Below are 22407 nucleotides of genomic sequence, written 5' to 3'. Positions count from 1 at the left end.
GTAGAAAGGGCGCAGTGCCTTGTCAGTGTCCGGTGATGATGCTAACGTCCTCTTACAAATTCTGGGCCTGAGCCGCCCCCTATCAGCATGACAAGACATCTGTTGCCCGCGGCCAGCCCTTCGGCCGTTCACCTGCACCTGCCATCGAGCGGCTGGCGCCTTTCCATCTTGGGCGCGGCGGCCGCCGTGGCCCTGGGAATCGCCAGCGCCGACGCCAGCGCCTTCACGCTGGGTCAGCTGAAGGTGCAATCGGCGCTGGGCGAGCCGTTGCGCGCGGAGATCGACGTGACCGAAATGGCCGCCAACGAGGCGGAAGGTCTGAAGATCAATATCGCGACCGCCGAAGCCTTCAAGAGCGCCGGCGTTCCATACAACGCGGCACTCAGCGACGTCAAGGCGACGCTGCAACGTCGCGCCGGCGGCCAGTACGTGGTGCGCCTGAACGGCAACCGCCCGCTGAACGACCCGTTCATCGATCTGCTGCTGGAAGCCAACGGCTCGTCGGGCCGCATCGTGCGCGACTACACCGTGCTGCTCGATCCGCCGGCCACGCGCCAGGCGGCCACGAGCACGCCGGCCGCGCCCATCGCACCCCAGATTGCCACGCCCGTCGAGCGCGCAGCCCCCGCGCCGCGTGTTCGACGTGAGCGCGCCGCACCGCCGGTTGCGACGGCGCCCTCGGCGCCTGCCGCCGCCCCGGCGGCCGCGCCCGCACCCGTCACCGCAGCCGCACCGGCCCGTGCCGTCGGCGGTGGTGGTGGCGAGCAGGTCACCGTGCAGCGCGGCGACACCGCAAGCAAGATCGCTGGCGCCCACAAGCCGGCCGACGTGTCGCTCGACCAGATGCTGGTGGCACTCCTGCTCGCCAACCCCGACGCATTCGTCGGCGGCAACGTCAACCGCATGCGCGCAGGCGCCGTGCTCGACCTTCCGAGCGCCGCCGAAGCCTCGGCCGTGACGCCTGCCGAAGCGCGCCGCACGGTCACCGCGCAAAGCCGCGACTTCGGGTCGTACCGCCAACGCCTGGCAGAGAACGCACCGACCGCGAACGTTGCGGCTGCCAGCCGCAACGCCTCGGGCAAGCTGCAAGCCAACGTCGAAGACCGCAATGCCGCGGCCAGTGCACCCGACAAGCTCACCATCTCGCAAGGTAACGCCACCACCCGTGCAGCCGACGAAAAAGTCGCACAGGCACGCCAGGCGCAAGACAGCAGCAACCGCGTGGCGGAACTGTCGAAGAACATCGACGACCTGAACAAGCTCAAGGCCGCCACGGGCGCAGGCGCGGGCACGGGCTCGTCGGCGCCTGCCGCGGCGTCGACCCCGTCGGCCGCCCCGGGCATCCCGGTGCCAGCGCCTTCCACCAGCGCGACGACGGCGCCCGCACCCGCCAGCCCGGCACCCGTTGCGGCTGCACCGGCACCCGTTGCGGCCCCTACGGCCGCACCTGCCGCGCCCGCGCCTGAAGCGACAGCCGCTGCGCCTGTGGCCGCTGCTGCCGCGGTCGCCGCGACGCCATCGGTCGCCGACGCCGCTGCCGTGCCCGCAACGGCTGCAGCCAGCGCCGCAGCAGCCGCACCTGTGACACCTGCACCGGCCGCCAAGAAGGTCGTCGCAGCGCCGCCGCCCCCGCCGGAGCCCACTTTCCTCGAGGAACTGCTCGACAACCCGTTGATGCTCGCCGGTGGCGCGCTGATCGCGCTGCTGATCGGCTTCCTGCTGTACCGCGTGCTGGGTCGCCGGCGCGAGGAAATGAGCGAAAGCGTGTTCCTCGAGAGCCGCATCCCCAAGGACTCGTTCTTCGGCGCCAGCGGTGGCGAATCGGTCGACACCAAGAACCGCGGCGACTCCACCGTCTCGTCGCTGTCGTACTCGCCGAGCCAGCTCGATGCGGGCGATGTAGACCCCGTCGCCGAAGCCGACGTCTACTTGGCCTACGGCCGCGACCTGCAGGCCGAGGAAATCCTGCGCGAAGCATTGCGCCTGAACCCGGACCGCACCGCCATTCACCTGAAGCTGCTCGAAATCCACGCCAAGCGCCGCGACGTGCGCGCCTTCGAAAGCCTCGCCACGGAAGTGCACAAGCTGACCGGCGGCGCTGGCTCTGACTGGAACCGCGTGGTCGACATGGGCAAGGACCTCGATCCGGGCAACCCGCTGTACGAATCGGGCGCACCCCGCAGCGGTGGCGCCAGCGCCGCCGAAACGGCCGCCTTCGCAGGTGCGCTCGCCGCAGCGGCCAAGCCGGTCGCCGCACCGCCCGCCACGCCGCCGGCTGCTTCTGCACCGCCCGCGTTCGTGCCGTCGGTCGCCCCGCTGGACTTCGACCTCGACCTGATCGCGCCGCCGCCCCCCGCGCCGGCGCCGGCCCCGCTCCAGAACCACGCACCGGTCGGCGCCAGCCTGCCGAAGTCGGCCTACGCACCCGCGCCGACCACGGCACGTCCCGCCGCCCCGCTGTCGAACGGCCACCTTGAAACGCCTGTCGATCTCGAGAACGATTTCGACACCGCTCCCGGCGCGCTCACTGCCAACACCCTGCCCGGTTCGTTGAGCGACGTGGACAACACCCGCCCTGCCATGCTGCGCAATGCGCTGCCGGCCGACTCGGGCTTCATCGAGTTCGACATGAGCGCACTGGCCGGCCTGCCCGCGGCGCGCTCGGCCGAGACGACGCGGCCCTCGCCGATCGCCCACGACGACGACAACGGCGACGAGAGCCCGCATGCCGTCAAGCTCTCGCTCGCACGCGAACTGCAGGCCATCGGCGACGTCGAAGGCGCCCGTTCGCTGGTCGAGGAAGTCGAAGCCGAAAGCGCCGGCGAGCTCAAGACGCAGGCGCGTCAACTGCTCGCCGAGCTGCGCTGAGCGGTTGTTGCCGTCCCTGTTCCTGAATTCGTGAGGCTGGCGCTCGGCATCCGCTACAACGGCCAGGCGTACGAGGGCTGGCAGAGCCAGCGCTCGGGCCGCACGGTGCAGGACAAGCTCGAAGCGGCCCTCGCCAAATTCACCGCGCAGCCGCCGGGCACCATCAGCACGCTGTGCGCCGGCCGTACCGATGCCGGCGTGCACGGGCTGATGCAGGTGGTGCACTTCGACACCCTCATCGAGCGCGACCCTTTCTCCTGGATGCGCGGCACCAACCGCTTCCTGCCCGATGACATCGCGGTGCAGTGGGCCCAGCCGGTGCCCGACGAATTCCACTGCCGCGCCAGCGCCCTGGCGCGCCGCTACCTCTACGTGCTCTCCCAATCGCCCGTGCGGCCCAGCCTCGATACGGGCCGGGTCGGCTGGTCCATGCATGCGCTCGACGGCGACGCCATGCGCGCAGCCGCCGCGCTGCTTGTCGGCCGGCACGACTTCAGCTCGTTCCGCGCCTCGGCCTGCCAGGCGCGCTCGCCGGTCAAGGACCTGCGCCGCATAGCGATCACGCGCGTCGGCGACGGCGAACGTTGCCGCTGGCATTTCGAGTTCGAGGCCGACGCCTTTCTGCACCACATGATCCGCAACCTGATGGGCTGCCTCGTGCGCATCGGCAGGGGCGACGAAAGCGTCGAGTGGATCGCCGAAGTGCTCGCGGCGCGCAGCCGCAAGGTGGCGGCACCGACCTTTTCGGCGGATGGCCTGTACTTCGTAGGTCCGTTGTACGACGCCAAGTGGGGTCTGCCGGCGGAAGCCACGCTGCAGGCCGGCGGGGCTCCGTATGATGGCCCGCCATGAGCGCGCCCACCTTCCCCCGCACCCGCATCAAGATCTGTGGCCTGACGCGTGAGGCCGACGTCGATGCGGCGGTCGATGCCGGCGCGGATGCCATCGGCTTCGTGCTGTACCCGAAAAGCCCCCGCGCCGTGACGGCCGAACGCGCCGCCGAGCTTGCCGCGCGCCTACCGCCCTTCGTCACGCCCGTGTTGTTGTTCGTGAATGAAGATGCTCCCAAAGTCATAGCATCGCTTTCATGCGTGAAGGGCGCCATCGCCCAATTCCACGGCGACGAGACGCCCGCAGCTTGCGAAGAAGCGAGCGGCCCGGGTCGCTTTCGCTACATGCGCGCCGCCCGCATTCCGATGGGGGCTGCCGGTGTCGGCTTCGACCTCGTAAAATACGCGTCCGATTACTCCCACGCCCAGGCCATCCTGCTCGACGCCCATGTCGAAGGTTATGGCGGTGGCGGCAAGGCTTTCGATTGGTCACTTCTTCCACCCGCCGTCGACGCTCACCTCGTCTTGAGTGGTGGGCTCACACCTGCAAACGTGAGCGATGGCATTCGCATCCTGCGGACGCGCTGCAAGTCGCTGTCCGTTGATGTGAGCTCGGGCGTCGAAATCGACGGTCCCGGGAACAAGGGCCTCAAGGACGCCGGAAAGATCCGGCAGTTCGTCGCAGCAGTCAGAGCAGCCGACGCGTCCTTCTCCAGTTAGCCGCCGCACCCCGATCGTTGGTCGGGCTGCGGCCCACCGATCGAGAACCATGCAAAGCAACTACCAGCAACCCGATGCCACCGGCCACTTCGGCAACTACGGCGGCACCTTCGCGAGCGAAACGCTCACCCACGCCATCAACGAACTGCGCGACGCGTATGCGAAGTTCAAGGACGATCCAGCCTTTCTGGCCGAATTCCACTACGAACTGAAGCACTTCGTAGGGCGCCCCTCGCCGGTCTACCACGCTGCGCGCACCAGCCGCGAGATGGGCGGCGCGCAGATCTACCTGAAGCGCGAAGACCTGAACCACACCGGCGCGCACAAGATCAACAACGTGATCGGCCAGGCGATGCTCGCGCGCCGCATGGGCAAGCCCCGCGTCATTGCCGAGACCGGCGCCGGCCAGCATGGCGTGGCGACCGCCACCATCTGCGCGCGCTACGGCCTCGAATGCGTGGTCTACATGGGCAGCCAGGACGTGAAGCGCCAGAGCCCCAACGTCTACCGCATGAACCTGCTCGGCGCGACCGTGGTGCCGGTGGAATCCGGCAGCAAGACGCTGAAGGACGCGCTGAACGAAGCCATGCGCGACTGGGTCACCAATGTGGAGGACACCTTCTACATCATCGGCACCGTCGCCGGCCCGCACCCCTACCCGACCATGGTGCGCGACTTCCAGAGCGTGATCGGCACCGAGTGCATCGCGCAGATGCCGGCCATGCTCGCGGCCGACGGGATCACGGGCGAGGCGGAAGGAAAGCAGCCCGACGTGGTGGTCGCCTGCGTGGGCGGCGGCAGCAACGCGATGGGCATCTTCCACCCCTACATTCCGTTCGCGGGCACGCGCCTGATCGGCGTGGAGGCGGCGGGCGAGGGCCTGGACAGCGGCAAGCACTCGGCCTCGATCCTGCGGGGCAGCCCCGGCGTGCTCCACGGCAACCGCACCTACCTGCTGCAGAACGAGGACGGCCAGATCACCGAGACCCACAGCATCAGCGCCGGCCTCGACTACCCGGGCGTGGGCCCCGAGCATGCGTACCTGGCCGACATCGGCCGCGCCGAGTACGTCGGCGTCACCGACGTGGAGGCGCTCGAGGCCTTCCACTACCTGTGCCGAACCGAGGGCATCATCCCCGCGCTCGAATCGAGCCATGCCGTGGCCTATGCCATGAAGCTCGCCAAGACCATGCGTCCCGACCAATCGATATTGGTGAACCTCTCGGGGCGCGGCGACAAGGACATCGGCACCGTGGCCGACCTGTCGGGCGTCGATTTCTACGACCGCCCCTCGATGCGCGGCCTGAGCGTGAAGGGAGGCAAGTGATGAGCCGCATTGCCGCAACCTTCGCCGCGCTGAAAAACGACGGCCGCCGCGCCCTCATTCCGTACGTCACCGCCGGCTTCCCCTTCGCCGACATCACGCCCGAGCTGATGCACGGCATGGTCGAGGCCGGTGCCGACGTGATCGAACTGGGTGTGCCCTTCTCCGACCCCATGGCCGACGGCCCCGTGATCCAGAAGGCCGGCGAGGCCGCGCTGGCACTGGGCGTGGGCATGACGCAGGTGCTGGCCATGGTGGCCGCCTTCCGCCAGAAGGACACGGCCACGCCCGTGGTGCTGATGGGCTATGCCAACCCGGTCGAGCGCTACGACCTCGTGCACGGCAAGAAGGCCTTCATCCGCGATGCGGCCGCGGCCGGCGTCGACGGGCTGCTGGTGGTCGACTATCCGCCCGAGGAATGCGAGGCCTTCGCCGCCGAACTGAAGGAAGCCGGCATCGACCTGATCTTCCTGCTGGCCCCAACCAGCACCGACGAGCGCATGGCCCAGGTGGCGCGCATTGCCAGCGGCTACGTGTACTACGTGTCGCTCAAGGGCGTCACCGGCGCCGGCCACCTCGACACCGAGGCGGTCGGCCGCATGATTCCGCGCATTCGCCAGCACGTGAGCATTCCGGTGGGCGTGGGCTTCGGCATCCGCGACGCGCGCACGGCGCAGGCGGTCGGCTCGGCCGCCGATGCGGTCGTGATCGGCACGAAGATCATTCAACTCGTCGAAGACCAGCCGCGCGAACGCGTGGTGCCGGCGGTGCGCGAGTTCCTGGCGGGCATCCGCGAGGCGCTCGATGCGTTGCCCGCGGCTACCGCCAAGAACGCGGCTGGCCGATAATCGCTGTTGCCTCCGGCCCCTGTGCCGCGTCCCGCACGCGGCACAGGGGAGCTAATCGTCGCGAAGGTCCGCCTGTCGCGAGAACCAAGGATTGCCCATGAGCTGGCTTGAAAAACTGCTACCCGCCAAGATCGCACAAACCGACCCGTCCGAGCGCCGCCAGGTGCCCGAGGGCCTGTGGATCAAATGCCCCGCCTGCGAGACCGTTCTGTACAAGACCGACCTCGAGCACAACCAGAACGTCTGCCCCAGCTGCAGCCACCACCACCGCATCGGCGCGCGCGCGCGGCTCGACGCGTTCCTCGACCCCGAGGGCCGCTACGAACTCGGCCAGGAAGTGCTCCCGGTCGATGCGCTGAAGTTCAAGGACAGCCGCAAGTACCCCGAGCGGCTGAAGGAAGCCCTGGAAAACACCGGTGAGACCGACGCGCTGGTCGTGCTGGGCGGCTCGGTCCACAGCATCAACGTGGTCGTGGCCTGCTTCGAGTTCGAATTCATGGGCGGCAGCATGGGCAGCGTGGTCGGCGAGCGCTTCGTGCGCGGCGTGGAGACCGCCATCGAGCAGAAGGTGCCCTTCATCTGCTTCACCGCCACCGGCGGCGCGCGCATGCAGGAAGGCCTGCTCTCGCTGATGCAGATGGCCAAGACCAACGCCGCGCTCACGCGCCTGGCGAAGAAGGGCCTGCCCTACATCAGTGTGCTGACCGACCCGACCATGGGTGGCGTGTCGGCCGGCTTCGCGTTCGTGGGCGACGTGGTGATCGCCGAGCCCAAGGCGCTGATCGGCTTTGCCGGCCCGCGCGTGATCGAGTCGACCGTGCGCGTGACGCTGCCAGAGGGCTTCCAGCGCGCCGAGTTCCTGCAGACCAAGGGCGCCATCGACTTCATCAGCGATCGCCGCGAGCTGCGCAAGACCATCGCCAGCACGCTGGCCATGCTGCTGCGCCAGCCGGCCGACGCGGTCAGCTGAGCGAAACGGGCCACAAGCCAACGCAAAAGGGCCCGGGTGCATCGCACCCGGGCCCTTTTGCTTGTGCGTTCAGCCTCAGAACGTCAGTTGGTAGGCGAACACCAGCAGGTTGCTCAGCACGATCGCAACGATCTGCAGCACGACGATCGCCGCCAGTGGCGACAGGTCGACCCCGCCGATCAGTGGAATGAAGCGGCGAAACGGCCGTACCAGCGGCTCGGCCAGGCGCGATATCAGGTCGAGCAGCATCGGCGAGGCGTTCGGAATCCAGGAGAGCACCGCGTAGACCACCAGCAACGCGGTCAGGCCGGACACGGCCAGCTGCATCAGCCCGACCAGCGACACCAGCGGCAGCGTGGCGATGTGACCCAGGTTGCCGATCAGCAGCCACAGGAGCAGGAACTTCACCATCACCAGCAGCCAGGCAGCGATCAGGCTGGCCAGGTCCCAGCGCTTCACCGACGGCACGATGCGCCGCAGCGGCAGCACGATCCAGTCGCTGATGGCGAAGATGAAGCGCCCCAGCGGGTTGCCGAAAGGCACCCGGTGGTACTGCATGTAGAGGCGCAGCAGGCAGGCGCCGCCGAGCAGGCCGACGATCACGTCGAGGAGGAACGAGGGAATCTGATAGAGCATGAGGCGCAGCCGTGAACGGAATGCGATGATAGCGACGCAAGGCTCTCCGATGACGACTCAACCCCTTTTGCATTCACTGCCATTGTTCCCGCTCGGAACGGTCCTGTTCCCGGGTGGCCTTCTTCCATTGCGCATCTTCGAGGTCCGCTACCTCGACATGGTCGGCAAGTGCCGCAAGGCCGACGCGCCCTTCGGCGTGGTCACCCTCACCAGCGGAGCCGAAGTGCGCAAGGCCGGCGCTGAAGCCGAGCGTTTTGCCGCCGTCGGCACGCTGGCTCGGATTCGCGAGTTCGAGTCGCCGCAGAGCGGCTTGCTGCAGATCGAGTGCGTGGGCACGCAGCGCTTTCGCATCCGCACCACCGAGCTGCAGAAGCACGGCCTGTGGGTCGCCGAGGTCGAGGCCGTGCCCGACGACGTCGCGCTCGAAATCCCCGACGACCTGAAGCACACCGCCACCGCGCTGCGGCGCCTGATCGACACGCTGGAGGAGCGGCGCCACGCACAGGGCGAGTCGGTGCGGCTGCCCATCGAAGCGCCCTACCGGCTCGACGATTGCGGCTGGGTGGCCAACCGCTGGTGCGAGCTGGTGCCGATGCAGGCCGAACTGCGCCAGCGCATGATGGCGCTAGACAGCCCGCTGATGCGGCTGGAGCTGGTCAGCGATCTGCTGGCACGCACGGGCATCACTGAATAGCTTGCTACATTTTTTGTAGCATGTGGCGCAGGATGGACGGGCGCTAGGGGCCGCTTTTATTCAAATTCGATGGGCTAAAATGCCCAGCCCCGCGCACGCTCCCTGTTGCGCGCCATGCGCCACCCGCCTCCCATGTCCGATCACCTGACCCCCCACATCCCCACGCCCGCAGCGGCACCGGCAGCCACCGTGCCCGCCGTCGACGACAACAAGCTCATCGCCGAACGCCGCGAGAAGCTCAAGCTGCTGCGCACCGCGCAGGCCGAGGGCAAGGGCGTCGCGTTCCCCAACGACTTCAAGCCGGGCCACCGCGCCGCCGCGCTCGGCGAAGCACACGCCGCCACCGAGGCCGAAGCGCTCGAGGCGCAGGCCGTTGCCGTCAGCGTGGCGGGCCGCATGATGCTCAAGCGCGTGATGGGCAAGGCCAGCTTCGCGACGCTGCAGGACGCCACGGGCCGCATCCAGCTCTACGTCACGCGCGACGCGGTGGGCGAAGAGGCCTATGCCGAATTCAAGCGCTGGGACCTCGGCGACATCCTCGGTGCCGAAGGCACGCTGATGAAGACAAAGACGGGCGAACTGTCGGTCAAGGTCACGAAGCTGCGACTGCTCACCAAGAGCCTGCGCCCCCTGCCCGGCGACTTCTACGGCATGGCCGACCAGGAGCAGAAGTACCGCCAGCGCTATGTCGACCTGATCACCGACGAGTCGGCCCGCGTGCGCTTCACAGCCCGCAGCAAGGCCGTGAGCGCGCTGCGCGAGTTCATGGTGGCCAACGACTTCCTCGAAGTCGAAACGCCCATGCTGCACCCCATTCCTGGCGGCGCGAACGCCAAGCCCTTCAAGACGCACCACAACGCGCTCGACCAGGAAATGTTCCTGCGCATCGCGCCCGAGCTGTACTTGAAGCGCCTGATCGTCGGCGGCTTCGAGCGGGTGTTCGAAATCAACCGGAGCTACCGCAACGAAGGCATCTCGGTACGGCACAACCCCGAGTTCACGATGATGGAGTTCTACGCGGCCTACTGGAACTACCGCGACCTGATGGACTTCACCGAGACGCTGATCCGCACCATCGCCGACAAGGCCGTGGGCACGCAGCAGCTCACCTACGGCGGCAAGCCCGTCGACCTGACCCAGCCCTTCGAGCGCCTGACGATCCGCGAGGCCATCCTGAAGTACACCGACGCCGGCGAGGGTGTCGACGACAGCACGTGGCTCATCAACGCCCTGCGCAAGATCGGCCTGAGCGAAGAAAAGGACAAGCTCTCGCAGCGCAGCCTGGCCAGCCTGCAGGTGATGTACTTCGAGGAAACCGTGGAAGAGAAGCTCTGGCAGCCGACCTTCATCATGGAACACCCGACCGAGATCTCGCCGCTGGCGCGCGCCAACGACGAGCGCCCCGAGGTCACCGAGCGCTTCGAGCTCTACATCACCGGCCGCGAGTTCGGCAACGGCTTCAGCGAGCTGAACGACGCCGAAGACCAGGCCGCGCGCTTCAACGCGCAGGTGGCCGCCAAGGACAGCGGCGACGACGAAGCCATGTTCTACGACCACGACTTCGTGCGCGCGCTCGAATACGGCATGCCGCCCACTGGTGGCTGCGGCATCGGCATCGACCGTCTGATGATGCTGCTGACCGACTCGCCGAGCATTCGCGACGTGATCCTGTTCCCCGCGCTGCGCAGGGAATCTTGAGCATGCCGTCACCGTCGTCGCTGCCGACGATCGGCATCGACTTCGGCACCTCCAATTCCGCCGTGGCCTGCCGGGTCGACGGCGTGGCCCGCCTGCTGCCCATCGAAGGCGCGGCCACCACGCTGCCCACCGCGATCTTCTTCAACGCCGAAGACCGCACCACGCATTTCGGCCGCGATGCCGTCGCCCAGTACCTGTCGGGCACCGAAGGCCGGCTGATGCGTTCGCTCAAGAGCCTGCTGGGCAGCGCGCTGATGCAGGAGAAGACGGCCGTCTATGACGGCTTGGTGAGCTTCGAGGACATCATCGCGCGCTTCCTGCGCGAACTGGCCGTGCGCGCCGGCCGCGAGCTCGGCCAGTTGCCCGAGCGCGTGGTGATCGGGCGGCCCGTGCACTTCGTGGACGACGACTCGAAGCGCGACGAGCGGGCCGAAGAAAGCCTGCGCATCGCGGCGCGCGCGGCGGGCTTTCGCGAGATCGCCTTCCAGCTCGAACCGATTGCCGCGGCCTTCGACTACGAGCAGCGCATCGTCAAGGAATCGATCGTGCTCATCGTCGACATCGGCGGCGGCACCTCCGACTTCACCGTCGTGCGGGTGGGGCCCGAGCGTGCCGCGCGCGACGACCGCAGCGACGACGTGCTGGCCACCAGCGGCGTGCACATCGGCGGCACCGACTTCGACCAGCGCCTGAACCTCGAGCGCGTGATGCCGCACTTCGGCTTTCGCCACCACGGCCCGCAGGGGCGCGAGGTGCCGAGCAAGGTGTTTTTCGAGCTGTCGTCCTGGCACCTGATCAACTGGCTCTACGCCGCCAAGGCGTTGCGCCAGGCGAAGGACCTGCGCACGAGCTACAGCGACACGCGGCTGCACGACCGGCTGATGGCCGTGCTGGAGGAACGGCACGGGCATCGCATCGCAAGCGCGGTGGAGGCGGCCAAGATCGATGCTTCGGTGAGCGACGCGGAGACCGCCATCGACCTGTCCTGCGCGGAAGCCGGCCTCGTGGCGTCGCTCTCACCCGCCGACATGGCGCAGCAACTGGCCACCCCGCTGGAGCACGTGATCGCCTGCGCGCACGCCTGTGTCAAGCGCGCGGGTTTGCGCAGCGCCGACCTCGACGCCATCTACCTCACCGGTGGTTCGTCCGCGCTGCGGCCCTTCCAGCACGCGCTGCGCAAGAGCTTCGTCGGCGTGAACCTGGTCGAGGGCGACCTGTTCGGCGGCGTGGCCACCGGCCTGGCCTGCGCGGCGCGCACGCAGCGCCGGCCATGAAGTACCTGGCGGGCTATCCGGCGTCCCTGCTGGACCAGGTCCGCCAGCTGGTGGCCGAAGACAAGCTCGCGTCGCTGCTGACCCGGCGCTACCCCGACGGTCCGCACAGCATCCAGACGGACCGCGCGCTCTACGAGTACGTGAGCGAGCTCAAGAGCGAGTTCATGCGCAAGGCCGAGCCGCTGTCCAAGGTGATGTTCGACAACAAGCTGCACGTGATCCGCAACGCGCTGGGCACGCACACCACGGTGTCGCGCGTGCAGGGCGGCAAGCTCAAGGCCAAGCGGGAGATCCGCGTGGCCAGCCTGTTCAAGGGCGTGCCGTTGGCGTGGCTGCGGATGATCGTGGTGCACGAACTGGCGCACATGAAGGAGCGCGACCACGACAAGGCGTTCTATGCACTGTGCTCGCACATGGAGCCGGACTACTCGCAGTTCGAGTTCGATCTGCGGCTGTACCTGACCCACCTGGACACGGGCGGCGAGCGCCTCTGGACTGCAACAAGCTCAGGCATCGAGCCAACTGAACGCCCCCCCCGGCCATAGCCGGGTCGGCGCAGGCGCCTCAGATGTCCATCGTTCGCCTGGCATCGCGATAGGCGCGCGAAGCCACAAGCGACGACCAATCGGTTGCAACATCCCGCGGCAGCAGCGCCTGGCGACGCGCCTCGCTGATCGCGTCCGGCACCCACCGTCCGGCGTGCGCCGCCGCGTCGAAACCATCGAGGAACTCGTCGAGTGCAAGCCCCTCCCCGATGCTCTGGTTGCACAGCATGGTCAGGTCGCAGCCCGCTTCGAGCGCGGCCAGCGCCGCATCGGTATAGCTGAGCAGTTCACCGTCGATGTAGCGCCCGGCCTCCATGCTCAGGTCGTCGCTGAACACCGCGCCGTCGAACGCAAGACGCTGCCGCAGGATCGCCTGGAGCCACTTCGGCGAAAACCCCGCGGGCCGCTTGTCGACCTTCGGATAGATCACATGCGCCGGCATCACCGCGGTGAGCGTGCCGGCGAGCCAGTCGTACGGCCGGGCGTCGTCGGCCAGGATGTCCTTGAGCGCGCGCTTGTCGACCGGAATTTCGACATGCGAGTCGGCGGTGACGAAGCCGTGCCCCGGAAAATGCTTGCCGCAGTTGCGCATGCCCATCTGCAGCATGCCGTGCATGACGCTCTTGGCCAGCAGCGCCACCACGCGCGGGTCGCGGTGAAAGCTGCGGTTGCCGATGACGCTGCTGCCGCCGTAGTCGAGGTCGAGCACGGGCGCAAAGCTGAAGTCGACGCCGCAGGCACGCAACTCGCCGGCCAGCACCTGCCCGGCGGCGGTGGCCGCCTGGGTGGCACGCATGGCGTCGCGCATCCAGAGTTCGCCCAACGCGCGCATCGACGGCAAATGCGTGAAGCCGTCGGTGCGAAAGCGCTGCACGCGCCCGCCTTCATGGTCGACGCAGATCAGCAGGTCGGGCCGGATTGCCTTGATCTCGGCGTTGAGCGCGGTCATCTGCGCGCGGTCCCGCCAGTTGCGGGCGAAATGAATCACGCCGCCGACCCATGGGTTCGCGAGGCGCCGCCGGTCGGCAGCATCGAGTTCCGTGCCCGCCACGTCGATGATCAGCGGCGAATGCAGGGTCTGGGGGCGGTCGAGCCCGGGGGTCATAGCTTCTCCACCACCACGAAGCTCGCGGCGTATTCGGTTTCGTCGGTCACGGTGACGTGGGCGGTGAGCCCCTGCGCCTCGAACCACGCCTTCAGCTCGCCATGCAGCACGATGACGGGCTTGCCGCTGCGCAGGTTGGCGATTTCGCACAGGCGCCAGCTCATCGGCATGCGCATGCCCATGCCGATGGCCTTGCTGAAGGCCTCCTTGGCGGAAAAGCGGGTGGCGAGGTAGCTCAGGCCGCGCTTGGGCCAGCGCGCGCTGCGGGTCTGCCAGACGGCGAATTCGGCGTCGCTCAGCACCTTGCGGGCAAAGCGTTCGCCCTGGCGCTCGAAGGTGGCGGCGATGCGACGCAGATCGCAGATGTCGGTGCCAATGCCGTAGATCATGCGGCGCCGGCTTTCACTGCGCCTCGCTGATGCAACGCAGGTAGTCGCGCGTGGCGGCCGTATAGCCGAGCTCGAGCGCATCGGCCACGAAGGCATGGCCGATCGAGACCTCCTGCACACCGGGCACAGCGCGCAGGAACGCGGTGAGGTTGTCGCGGCTCAGGTCGTGCCCGGCGTTGACGCCCAGGCCCGCGGCCAGCGCCGCGCGCGCCGTTTCGGCATAGCGGGCCAGCACGGCCTGCTCGTTCGGCGTGCCGCGCGAGGCGGCGTAGCCTTCGGTGTAGAGCTCGACGCGGTCGGCGCCCACGGCCTTGGCCGCGGCCATCATCTCGGGAATTGGGTCCATGAACAGGCTCACGCGCACGCCCAGCGCCTTGGCCTCGGCGATCAGCGGGCGCAGGCGCTCGGCGTCCTCGGGGAAGGTCCAGCCGTGGTCGCTGGTCGACTGGGTTTCGCTGTCGGGCACGAAGGTGGCCTGGTGCGGCTTCAGCGCGCGCACGAAGTCCATCAGGTTCTGGAAGGGGTTGCCCTCGATGTTGAACTCGACGGCCGGCCAGTCGGTGGCGAGCAGCGCCGAGAGGTCGCTCACGTCGTGCGCGCGGATGTGGCGCGCGTCGGGGCGCGGGTGCACGGTGATGCCCTGCGCGCCGGCCGCCAGGCAGGCCCGGGCGGCCTTCACCACGCTCGGAATGCCCAGGTGGCGCGTGTTGCGCACCAGGGCGACCTTGTTGAGGTTGACGGACAGTGCGGTGGTGCCAGCATGGCCGGCGTGGCCTGGAGTGCTCATAGTGCTTGCAGATCTCTCATCATTTGCCGCGTGCGCAGCGTGGACACGCCGCAATGGTAGTTGAGCAAGGCGCGCAGCTGGTTGCGCAGGGCGCTGTTGCTGCCGGCGTTCATGACGGCAATTTCACGCAGCGTGGCGGTGAAGGGGGCGCGGTCGTCAAGCACGTCCTGCAGCGCCTGCCAGTCGGCGCCGGCCAGCGCGGGTTCGCCGTCGACCGCCTGGCGCAAGCCGGCCTCGGGCACGAGGCTGTAGCGCGTGGCGGCGTCGAGCGGCTCCAGCGTCAGGGTCTGCACGTCGAGCGACGGCAGCAGGCCCACGCCGCGAAGCAGCAGCAGCTCGAAAGCCCGCAGCGCGGCCGCCTGCGTGGCCGCCTGGGCGCCTGCATGGTCGCCCGCCAGCACCTGCACGACGCCCGCATAGGCGTCGAACAGCGCCTCGTGCGCATCGTCGCGCGCCAGCAGGCGCAGCAGCAATTCGTTGACGTAGTAGCCCGACAGCAGCGCCTCGCCGGTCGGCATGACATGCCCGCCCATCCATTCGGCGCCCTTGAGCGTGCGGATCTCGGCGTCGCCGCCGTAGTTGAGCTGCAAGGGCTGCAGCGGCAGCAGCACCGGGCGGAAGTTGGAACTCGGCCGCTTCGCCCCCTTGGCCACCAGCGCGATGCGCCCGTGGTGGCGGGTGAAGACCTCCAGGATCAGGCTCGACTCGCTCCAGTCGTAGCGATGGAGCACATAGGCCGGTTCGTGCGAAACGCGGTGGGCGGCGGCCACTTCATTCGTAGCCGAAGGAGCGCACGCGGGCTTCGTCGTCCGCCCAGCCGGAGCGCACCTTCACCCACAGCTCGAGGAACACCTTGGCGTCGGCCAGCTTCTCGAGCTCGACACGGGTTTCCATGCCGATGCGCTTGATGCGCTCGCCCTTGTCGCCGATCACCATGGCCTTGTGGCTGTCGCGCTCCACCACGATGGTGGCGGCAATGCGCAGCAGGCGCTTGTGGCCCTTCTTCTGGGGCGGCTCTTCCTCGAACTTGTCGATGATGACAGTCGAGGTGTAGGGAAGTTCGTCGCCGGTCAGGCGGAACAGCTTCTCGCGCACCAGTTCGCCGGCGAGGAACTTCTCGCTGCGGTCGGTGAGTTCGTCCTCGGCATAGAACCAGGGCTGCTCGGGCAGGTACTTCTCGCAGATGCCGAACACGCGCTCGACGTCCTTGGCGTTCTTGGCGGACATCGGCACGAACTCGGCGAAGGCGTGCTTCTCCTGCATGGTCTGCAGCCAGGGCGCGATGTCGCCGCGGCGGTGCACGTTGTCCAGCTTGTTGGCCAACAGCACCGTCGGAATGCCCTTGCCGAGCAGCTTGAGCACGCGTTCGTCGGCCGGCGTGAAGCTGCCCGCCTCGACCACGAAAAGAATCAGGTCCACGTCGCCGACCGCGCCCTGCACGGTCTTGTTGAGCGACTTGTTCAGGGCATTGGCATGCAGGGTCTGAAAGCCCGGCGTGTCGACGAACACGAACTGCGTGGCGCCGCGCGTGCGCATGCCGGTGATGCGGTGACGCGTGGTCTGCGCCTTGCGCGAGGTGATGCTGATCTTCTGGCCGACCAGCGCATTGAGCAGCGTCGACTTGCCCACATTGGGCTTGCCGACGATGGCGATGAGGCCGCAATGTTGAGGGCCGTTTGCGGCTGCATCGCCTGCGGTGTCTTCGGGTCCCGCTACGGGATTAATAGCATCGTTCATTCTGATTTCACGCGGCGCCGCGTGCCTTGATGCGGATCAACATGGCGGCGGCTGCCGCCTGCTCGCCAGCGCGGCGTGACCCGCCGATGCCGCGTTCGCGAAGGCCCAACTCGGACACTTCGCACTCGACATCGAAAGTCTGCTTGTGCGCGGCGCCCAGTGTGGCGGCCACGCGGTACAACGGCAGCTTCATTTTGTGACCCTGCAGCCATTCCTGCAATTCGGTCTTGGGGTCCTTGGCCGCCGCGTCCATGCGCGGGTTGATCTCGACCGCCTCGTAGAGCCGGCGAACCAGCGCCTCGGCGGCTGAGAAGCCGGCGTCGAGGTAGACCGCGCCGATCAGCGCCTCGAGCGCATCGGCGAGGATCGACGGGCGGCTGGGCCCGCCTGAGCGTGCCTCGCCTTCGCCGAGTTTCAGCAGCGGCGACAGCGCCAGCCCGACCGCCAGGCGGTGCAGGGTGTCCTGCTTCACCAGGTTGGCCCGCACGCGCGACAGGTCGCCCTCGGGCAAGGCCGAGAGCCGGATGTAGAGCAGGTGCGACACCGCCAGGTTCAGCACCGAGTCGCCGAGAAACTCGAGGCGCTCGTTGTGGTCGGACGAAAAGCTGCGGTGCGTGAGCGCGAGCTGGAGCAGCCGCGGGTCGGAGAAGGTGTGCTGGAGACGCGCCTGCAGCGCGACGAGGCTGCCGTCCACCTTTTTAAGCGCCGCGTTCAGCGGGACGCGCCCTTGTACTTGAGGGTCAGGTAGGCCGGGCCGAACAGGGGAATCTCGCGCTCGTACGCATACGAAACGACGACCTTGTCGCCGACCTTCTTGATGTCGAGGTCCTTGCCGCTGACCGACTTGAAGTCGTCGATGGCCTGGGCCCGGTCGAAGATGGCGCGCACTTCGGGCACCGTCGTGCCCTCCTTGGCCTTGTTGGCGGCCTTGTCGATCGCCTGCCATTCGATCAGCGTCGGAATGACCTGCGCGACGACAACGCCCACGCACGCGAGCACCACCGCGACGAACACCAACCCGATGAACGAAATGCCGCGCTGCTGCGCAGCCCTGCTGCGAACTGACCGATGTGTTCTCATGCCCTCTTACCCCTCGAACAATGCTGGTGATTGTTTATTGAAACGGACCGATGCGACCCAGATCGCCGAAGTTCATCCAGACAAAGAACGCCCTGCCGACGATGTTGCCGTCCGGCACGAAACCCCAGAAACGCGAGTCGGCCGAATTATCGCGGTTGTCGCCCATCATGAAGTAGCTTCCGGCGGGCACCTTGCAGACCACGCCCTCCACCGAGTAGCGGCAGTTTTCGCGGCCCGGGAAATCACTGGCGCCGGGCACGAAGGATGGTGCGGCGTCATCGTTCAGGATCTTGTGCTGCTTCTCGCCCAGCTTCTCGTCGAACTGCTTGAGCAGGCGCATCGATTCGCTGTCGAGGTAGTCGGCATCGGGCTGCTTGGACACCGGCTGGCCGTTGATGGTGAGCTTCTTGTTCAGGTAGGCCACCTCGTCTCCGGGAAGGCCGACCACGCGCTTGATGTAGTCCATGCTCGGCTTGGGCGGGTAGCGGAACACCACCACGTCGCCGTGCGCCAGCGGCGTGCCGTCGGTGATCTTGGTGTTGATGACCGGCAGGCGCAGGCCGTAGGTGAACTTGTTGACCAGGATCAGGTCGCCGGTCAGCAGCGTGGGCATCATCGAGCCCGACGGGATCTTGAAGGGCTCGTACAGGAACGAGCGCAGCAGGAACACCACCAGGATCACGGGGAACAGCCCGGCTGTCCAGTCGAGCCACCAGGGCTGCATCAGCAGCCGTTCGCTGGCCTTCGCGTCGGCGGTGTCGACCTGCTTGATGCCCTGCTCGGCCAGGCGAGCGTTGCGCTCGGCCAGGGAGGCTTCCAGCCTGGCGGCCGCGTGCAGCCGCTTCGGCAGGAAATAGAAGCGCTCGGCCACCCAGTAGAGGCCGGTGATCACGGTGGCCAGGAACAGCAGCAATGCGAAGTTGCCTTCGATCGCGCCGAAATACCACGAACCGACATAGGCAGCGAAAGCCGCAAGGACCAGGGAGGTGATGAATGCCATTTTTTGATCAGTCTTCGACTTGCAGAATCGCGAGGAAGGCCTCTTGCGGGACCTCGACAGAGCCGATCTGCTTCATTCTTTTCTTGCCCGCCTTCTGCTTCTCGAGCAGCTTCTTCTTGCGGGAGATGTCGCCGCCGTAGCACTTGGCCAGCACGTTCTTGCGAAGCGCCTTGATTGTCTCACGCGCAATGATGGTGACCCCGATGGCCGCCTGGATCGCGACGTCGTACATCTGGCGTGAAATGATCTCGCGCATCTTCGCCACCACGGCCCGGCCGCGGTACTGCGACTGGCTGCGGTGCACGATGATCGACAGCGCATCGACCTTCTCGCCATTCAGCAGGATGTCGACCTTGACCACATCGGACGCGCGGTACTCCTTGAACTCGTAGTCCATCGAGGCGTAGCCGCGGCTCACCGACTTCAGCTTGTCGAAGAAGTCGAGCACGATCTCGCCCAGCGGCATCTCGTAGGTCAGCATGACCTGGCGGCCGTGGTAGGCCATGTTCAGCTGCACGCCGCGCTTCTGGTTGGCCAGCGTCATCACCGAGCCCACGTACTCCTGCGGCATGTAGAGATGCACCGTGACGATGGGCTCGCGGATTTCCGACATCCGGCCGACGTCGGGCATCTTGGACGGGTTCTCGACCATGATCACTTCGCCGTCGTTGCGGACCACCTGGTAGACCACGCTCGGGGCGGTCGTGATGAGGTCCTGGTCGAACTCGCGCTCCAGGCGCTCCTGCACGATTTCCATGTGCAGCAGGCCGAGGAAGCCGCAGCGGAAGCCGAAGCCCAGCGCCTGGCTCACCTCGGGCTCGTAGCGCAGCGAGGAATCGTTGAGCTTGAGCTTTTCGAGCGCGTCGCGCAGCGAGTCGTACTCGCTCGCTTCGGTCGGGTACAGGCCCGCGAACACCTGCGGCTGGATTTCCTTGAAGCCGGGCAGCGCCTCGGTGGCCGTGGCCGCTGCGCCACCGGTGCCGGGCCTGATCAGCGTGACGGTGTCCCCGACCTTGGCCGCCTGCAACTCCTTGATGCCCGCGATGATGTAGCCCACCTCGCCGGCTTCGAGCGAAGGGCGCGGTTCGTTGCCGGGGGTGAACACGCCGATGCTGTCAGCGTTGTACATCGCGCCGGAGGCCATCATCTTGATGCGCTCGCCCTTGACGAGCCGTCCGTCGACCACGCGCACCAGCATGACGACGCCGACGTATGCGTCGAACCAGCTGTCGACGATCATCGCGCGCAGCGGCCCGTCGGGGTTGCCGCGCGGCGCGGGCATGCGGGCAATGATGGCTTCGAGAATCTCGTCGATGCCGACGCCGGTCTTCGCCGAGCAAGGAATCGCGTCGGTCGCGTCGATGCCGATCACGTCTTCGATTTCGGTGCGCGCGTTGTCGAGATCCGCATTCGGCAGATCGATCTTGTTGAGCACCGGCACCACCTCGACGCCGAGGTCGAGCGCGGTGTAGCAGTTGGCGACCGTCTGCGCTTCGACGCCTTGCGATGCGTCGACGACGAGCAGCGCGCCCTCGCATGCAGACAGCGAACGACTCACTTCATACGAGAAGTCGACATGACCCGGCGTATCGATCAGATTGAGGTTGTAGACCTGCCCATCGAGTGCTTTGTAGTGCAGTGCGGCGGTCTGTGCCTTGATGGTTATCCCACGCTCTTTTTCGATGTCCATCGAATCGAGCACCTGCGCTTCCATGTCGCGTTCCGCGAGGCCGCCGCAACGCTGGATCAAACGGTCTGCGAGCGTCGACTTGCCGTGGTCGATGTGCGCAATGATCGAAAAATTTCTGATGTGATTCATCAACGGGAACGTTTAAGTACTTGAATTGGCTCAGCCGCAGAGTGCGACGGGCAAGAAAAAAGGGCGCGTCTTCTGGAGACGCGCCCTGAACCAACAAGCAATGGCAACTGCAGTAGTTGGAACTTCATTGTAGGCAAAAAGGGAGACGCGTACATCCGGGAACAGGGTCCAAAGGGGTCGTTGCAGGTCCACAACATCAAAGATATAAACAGGTTATCAACAGGATCGGTGGAGCACTTGCTGAACAACTTGTGGGCGATCTGTGGAGCACCGGTGGACTGCTGTCTAACATCTCGCATCGTGAAGGTCCGTGCGCTCCTTATGCGCTGACCGACCATCGCGAGCGCCCTATTCTACCGAAATCCGTCCTTAGCCTATATATAAGTTAGTTTTCACTAACAATTACCAGTGCTTTCAGCCCCCAAGATTTTTTTCACGGACTGCCGCAGAACGTCGTAAACACCTCAAAAAAACGGCCCCAAACCCGACTGCGGGGTGGGGCCACTTGACGCGAGCGCCAGATCAGCGTGCGGGCCTGATCAGAGCGTACTGCGCCCAATCGCCTCGTCGGAACAGCACGCTGAGCGCCTTGCTCTTGTCCGCCTTGCCGACCACGGACTCGAAGTCCCGCGCGTTCGATACCTCGGCGTTGCCCACGGCCAGGATGATGTCGCCCTCGCGCAGACCGGCACGCGCTGCGGCTTCACTGGCGGCGTCGACCTTCACACCGCCCTTGATCTTGAGCTCCTTCTTCTGCGCATCGGTCAGGTCGCTCACAGCCAGGCCCAGCGACTTCGCTGCGGCAGACGCCGGCGGCTTGGGTGCAGGCTCGTCGCGATCGCTCGCGCGCTTGGCAGGCTTGTCGGCTTCTATCTCGGCGATGGTCACGCTCAGGTCGCGCGAGGCGCCGCGTCGGAACACCGTGAGCGTGCTCTTGGTGCCCGGCTTGGTGTTGCCCACCAGGCGCGGCAGGTCGCTCGGCTTCTCGATGGCCTTGCCGTCGAACTTGGTGATCACGTCGCCCGGCTCCACGCCGGCCTTCTCGCCCGGCGAACCCGCTTCGACACCGCGCACCAGCGCGCCCTGTGCCTTGCCCAGGCCGATGGCTTCGGCCACATCCTTGGTGACCTGGTCGATCTGCACGCCGATGCGCCCGCGCGAAACACGTCCCGAGGTGCGCAACTGGTCGCTCACGCGAATCGCCTCGTCGATCGGGATCGAAAACGAGATGCCCATGAAGCCACCCGAGCGCGAATAGATCTGGCTGTTGATGCCCACCACCTCGCCGCGCATGTTGATCAACGGCCCGCCAGAATTGCCGGGATTGATGGCCACGTCGGTCTGGATGAACGGCAGGTACTCGCCCGTGTCGCGCTGCTTGGCGCTCACGATACCGGCCGTGACGGTGTTCTCGAGGCCGAACGGCGAACCGATGGCCATCACCCACTCGCCGACGCGCAGCTTGGAGATGTCACCGACCTTCACGGCAGGCAGGCCCGTGGCCTCGATCTTCACCACCGCCACGTCGGTGCGCTTGTCGGCACCGACGATCTTGGCCTTGAACTCGCGCTTGTCCGGCAGCGTGACCATCACCTCGGAGGCGTCTTCCACGACGTGCGCATTGGTCATCACGTAACCATCCGCCGTCAGGATAAAACCGGAACCGACACCGCGCGGGCGCTCCTCTTCCTGCGGCTGGGCAGGCTTGTTCGGCCTCGGGCCCGAACGTGGCTGGCCCGGCTGCCCCGGCTGACTCGGAATAGGCTGTCCGAAGAAGCGGCGGAAGAACTCTTGCATTTCCTCGTCCATCTCGCCGTTGCCGCCGCGCTGCGCGACCTTCTCCACAGTGCGGATGTTGACTACGGACGGGCCGACCTGATCGACCAGGTCGGTGAAATCGGGCAGCGTGCGCGTCTGCGCCTGGGCCGACTCCACCGGCAGGAAACTCGCGCTCGCTGTCAGCGCGAGTGCGACAGCCAGCAGGCCGGAACGAAGCTTGTGTCCCTCGACTTTGAAGATCATCGGTTTTCTTTCAAAAGAACAGAGCGGCTGGAAACAATGTTTGTGAGTCTGCGCTGCGTGC

Annotated in this window: 21 protein-coding genes; 10 read left to right on the top strand and 11 right to left on the bottom strand. The window is 66.8% G+C overall.

Going from position 1 to position 22407, the window contains the following annotated elements; all coding sequences use genetic code 11:
- Positions 1-87 precede the first annotated feature (87 nt).
- From AC0IYU_RS11475 to accD, 6 genes are all read left to right on the top strand, one after another.
- Positions 88-2868, top strand: coding sequence for a FimV/HubP family polar landmark protein (locus tag AC0IYU_RS11475; protein ID WP_472116611.1), 2781 nt, complete (start codon positions 88-90; stop codon positions 2866-2868).
- Positions 2869-2898: 30 nt separating this feature from the next.
- A complete protein-coding gene (gene truA, locus AC0IYU_RS11470) occupies positions 2899-3720 on the top strand; it encodes a tRNA pseudouridine(38-40) synthase TruA (RefSeq protein WP_472116608.1) in 822 nt (273 codons plus the stop codon).
- Positions 3717-4418 carry a phosphoribosylanthranilate isomerase gene (locus tag AC0IYU_RS11465; RefSeq protein WP_472116605.1) on the top strand — a complete coding sequence of 234 codons (702 nt, stop codon included), beginning with the start codon at positions 3717-3719 and terminating at the stop codon, positions 4416-4418. The genes truA and AC0IYU_RS11465 overlap by 4 nt, the downstream gene beginning before the upstream one ends.
- A 49-nt stretch (positions 4419-4467) precedes the next feature.
- The gene (gene trpB / locus AC0IYU_RS11460) at positions 4468-5745 is read left to right on the top strand and encodes a tryptophan synthase subunit beta (protein ID WP_435435277.1); all 1278 of its coding nucleotides are present in this window, start codon (positions 4468-4470) and stop codon (positions 5743-5745) included.
- Complete coding sequence (gene trpA, locus AC0IYU_RS11455) at positions 5745-6590, top strand: tryptophan synthase subunit alpha (protein ID WP_435435276.1); 846 nt, start codon at positions 5745-5747, stop codon at positions 6588-6590. Before trpB ends, trpA begins: the two co-directional genes overlap by 1 nt.
- A 97-nt stretch (positions 6591-6687) precedes the next feature.
- Positions 6688-7560, top strand: coding sequence for an acetyl-CoA carboxylase, carboxyltransferase subunit beta (gene accD / locus AC0IYU_RS11450; protein ID WP_435435275.1), 873 nt, complete (start codon positions 6688-6690; stop codon positions 7558-7560).
- A gap of 75 nt (positions 7561-7635) precedes the next feature.
- On the opposite strand, the gene AC0IYU_RS11445 is transcribed toward accD, so the two are convergent.
- Positions 7636-8196 (bottom strand): YggT family protein, encoded by a 561-nt coding sequence (locus AC0IYU_RS11445; protein ID WP_435435274.1) that lies wholly within the window; start codon positions 8194-8196, stop codon positions 7636-7638.
- Positions 8197-8245: 49 nt separating this feature from the next.
- Between AC0IYU_RS11445 and AC0IYU_RS11440 the strand changes: the two genes are divergently transcribed.
- From AC0IYU_RS11440 to AC0IYU_RS11425, 4 genes are all read left to right on the top strand, one after another.
- Positions 8246-8890, top strand: coding sequence for an LON peptidase substrate-binding domain-containing protein (locus AC0IYU_RS11440; protein ID WP_472116602.1), 645 nt, complete (start codon positions 8246-8248; stop codon positions 8888-8890).
- Between the two features lie 132 nt (positions 8891-9022).
- Positions 9023-10588 (top strand): lysine--tRNA ligase, encoded by a 1566-nt coding sequence (gene lysS, locus AC0IYU_RS11435; RefSeq protein ID WP_435493721.1) that lies wholly within the window; start codon positions 9023-9025, stop codon positions 10586-10588.
- A 2-nt stretch (positions 10589-10590) separates the two neighbouring features.
- Positions 10591-11862 carry an Hsp70 family protein gene (locus tag AC0IYU_RS11430; protein ID WP_472116599.1) on the top strand — a complete coding sequence of 424 codons (1272 nt, stop codon included), beginning with the start codon at positions 10591-10593 and terminating at the stop codon, positions 11860-11862.
- Positions 11859-12407, top strand: coding sequence for a M48 metallopeptidase family protein (locus tag AC0IYU_RS11425; RefSeq protein WP_472116596.1), 549 nt, complete (start codon positions 11859-11861; stop codon positions 12405-12407). Before AC0IYU_RS11430 ends, AC0IYU_RS11425 begins: the two co-directional genes overlap by 4 nt.
- Before the next feature lie 19 nt (positions 12408-12426).
- Here AC0IYU_RS11425 and nagZ read toward each other — a convergent pair whose 3' ends face one another.
- The 10 genes from nagZ to AC0IYU_RS11375 all read right to left on the bottom strand — a co-directional run bounded on the left by nagZ (position 12427) and on the right by AC0IYU_RS11375 (position 22346).
- Positions 12427-13512: a beta-N-acetylhexosaminidase gene (nagZ, locus tag AC0IYU_RS11420; protein WP_472116593.1), complete on the bottom strand. Its 1086-nt coding sequence runs from the start codon at positions 13510-13512 to the stop codon at positions 12427-12429.
- Positions 13509-13901 carry a holo-ACP synthase gene (gene acpS / locus AC0IYU_RS11415; RefSeq protein ID WP_435435268.1) on the bottom strand — a complete coding sequence of 131 codons (393 nt, stop codon included), beginning with the start codon at positions 13899-13901 and terminating at the stop codon, positions 13509-13511. Before acpS ends, nagZ begins: the two co-directional genes overlap by 4 nt.
- Before the next feature lie 13 nt (positions 13902-13914).
- Complete coding sequence (locus AC0IYU_RS11410) at positions 13915-14688, bottom strand: pyridoxine 5'-phosphate synthase (protein ID WP_472116590.1); 774 nt, start codon at positions 14686-14688, stop codon at positions 13915-13917.
- Positions 14685-15458 carry a DNA repair protein RecO gene (recO, locus tag AC0IYU_RS11405; RefSeq protein ID WP_435483062.1) on the bottom strand — a complete coding sequence of 258 codons (774 nt, stop codon included), beginning with the start codon at positions 15456-15458 and terminating at the stop codon, positions 14685-14687. Before recO ends, AC0IYU_RS11410 begins: the two co-directional genes overlap by 4 nt.
- 1 nt (position 15459) lies before the next feature.
- Positions 15460-16425 (bottom strand): GTPase Era, encoded by a 966-nt coding sequence (gene era, locus AC0IYU_RS11400; protein WP_472116587.1) that lies wholly within the window; start codon positions 16423-16425, stop codon positions 15460-15462.
- Between the two features lie 7 nt (positions 16426-16432).
- The gene (gene rnc / locus AC0IYU_RS11395) at positions 16433-17119 is read right to left on the bottom strand and encodes a ribonuclease III (RefSeq protein ID WP_472116584.1); all 687 of its coding nucleotides are present in this window, start codon (positions 17117-17119) and stop codon (positions 16433-16435) included.
- Positions 17120-17136: 17 nt separating this feature from the next.
- Positions 17137-17505, bottom strand: a complete 369-nt coding sequence (locus tag AC0IYU_RS11390; protein WP_435435263.1) for a DUF4845 domain-containing protein — start codon at positions 17503-17505, stop codon at positions 17137-17139.
- Positions 17506-17539: 34 nt separating this feature from the next.
- The gene (gene lepB, locus AC0IYU_RS11385; protein WP_472116581.1) at positions 17540-18505 is read right to left on the bottom strand and encodes a signal peptidase I; all 966 of its coding nucleotides are present in this window, start codon (positions 18503-18505) and stop codon (positions 17540-17542) included.
- A gap of 7 nt (positions 18506-18512) precedes the next feature.
- A complete protein-coding gene (lepA, locus tag AC0IYU_RS11380; protein WP_435435261.1) occupies positions 18513-20324 on the bottom strand; it encodes a translation elongation factor 4 in 1812 nt (603 codons plus the stop codon).
- A 522-nt stretch (positions 20325-20846) separates the two neighbouring features.
- On the bottom strand, positions 20847-22346 hold the full coding sequence (locus AC0IYU_RS11375; protein ID WP_472116578.1) for a DegQ family serine endoprotease: 1500 nt from the start codon (positions 22344-22346) through the stop codon (positions 20847-20849).
- Between the last annotated feature and the right edge of the window lie 61 nt (positions 22347-22407).

The sequence above is a fragment of the Variovorax sp. AC103 genome (assembly GCF_979254005.1).
Note: the sequence above shows the minus strand (reverse complement) of the source record. Positions and strands in the feature narration are given on the sequence as shown.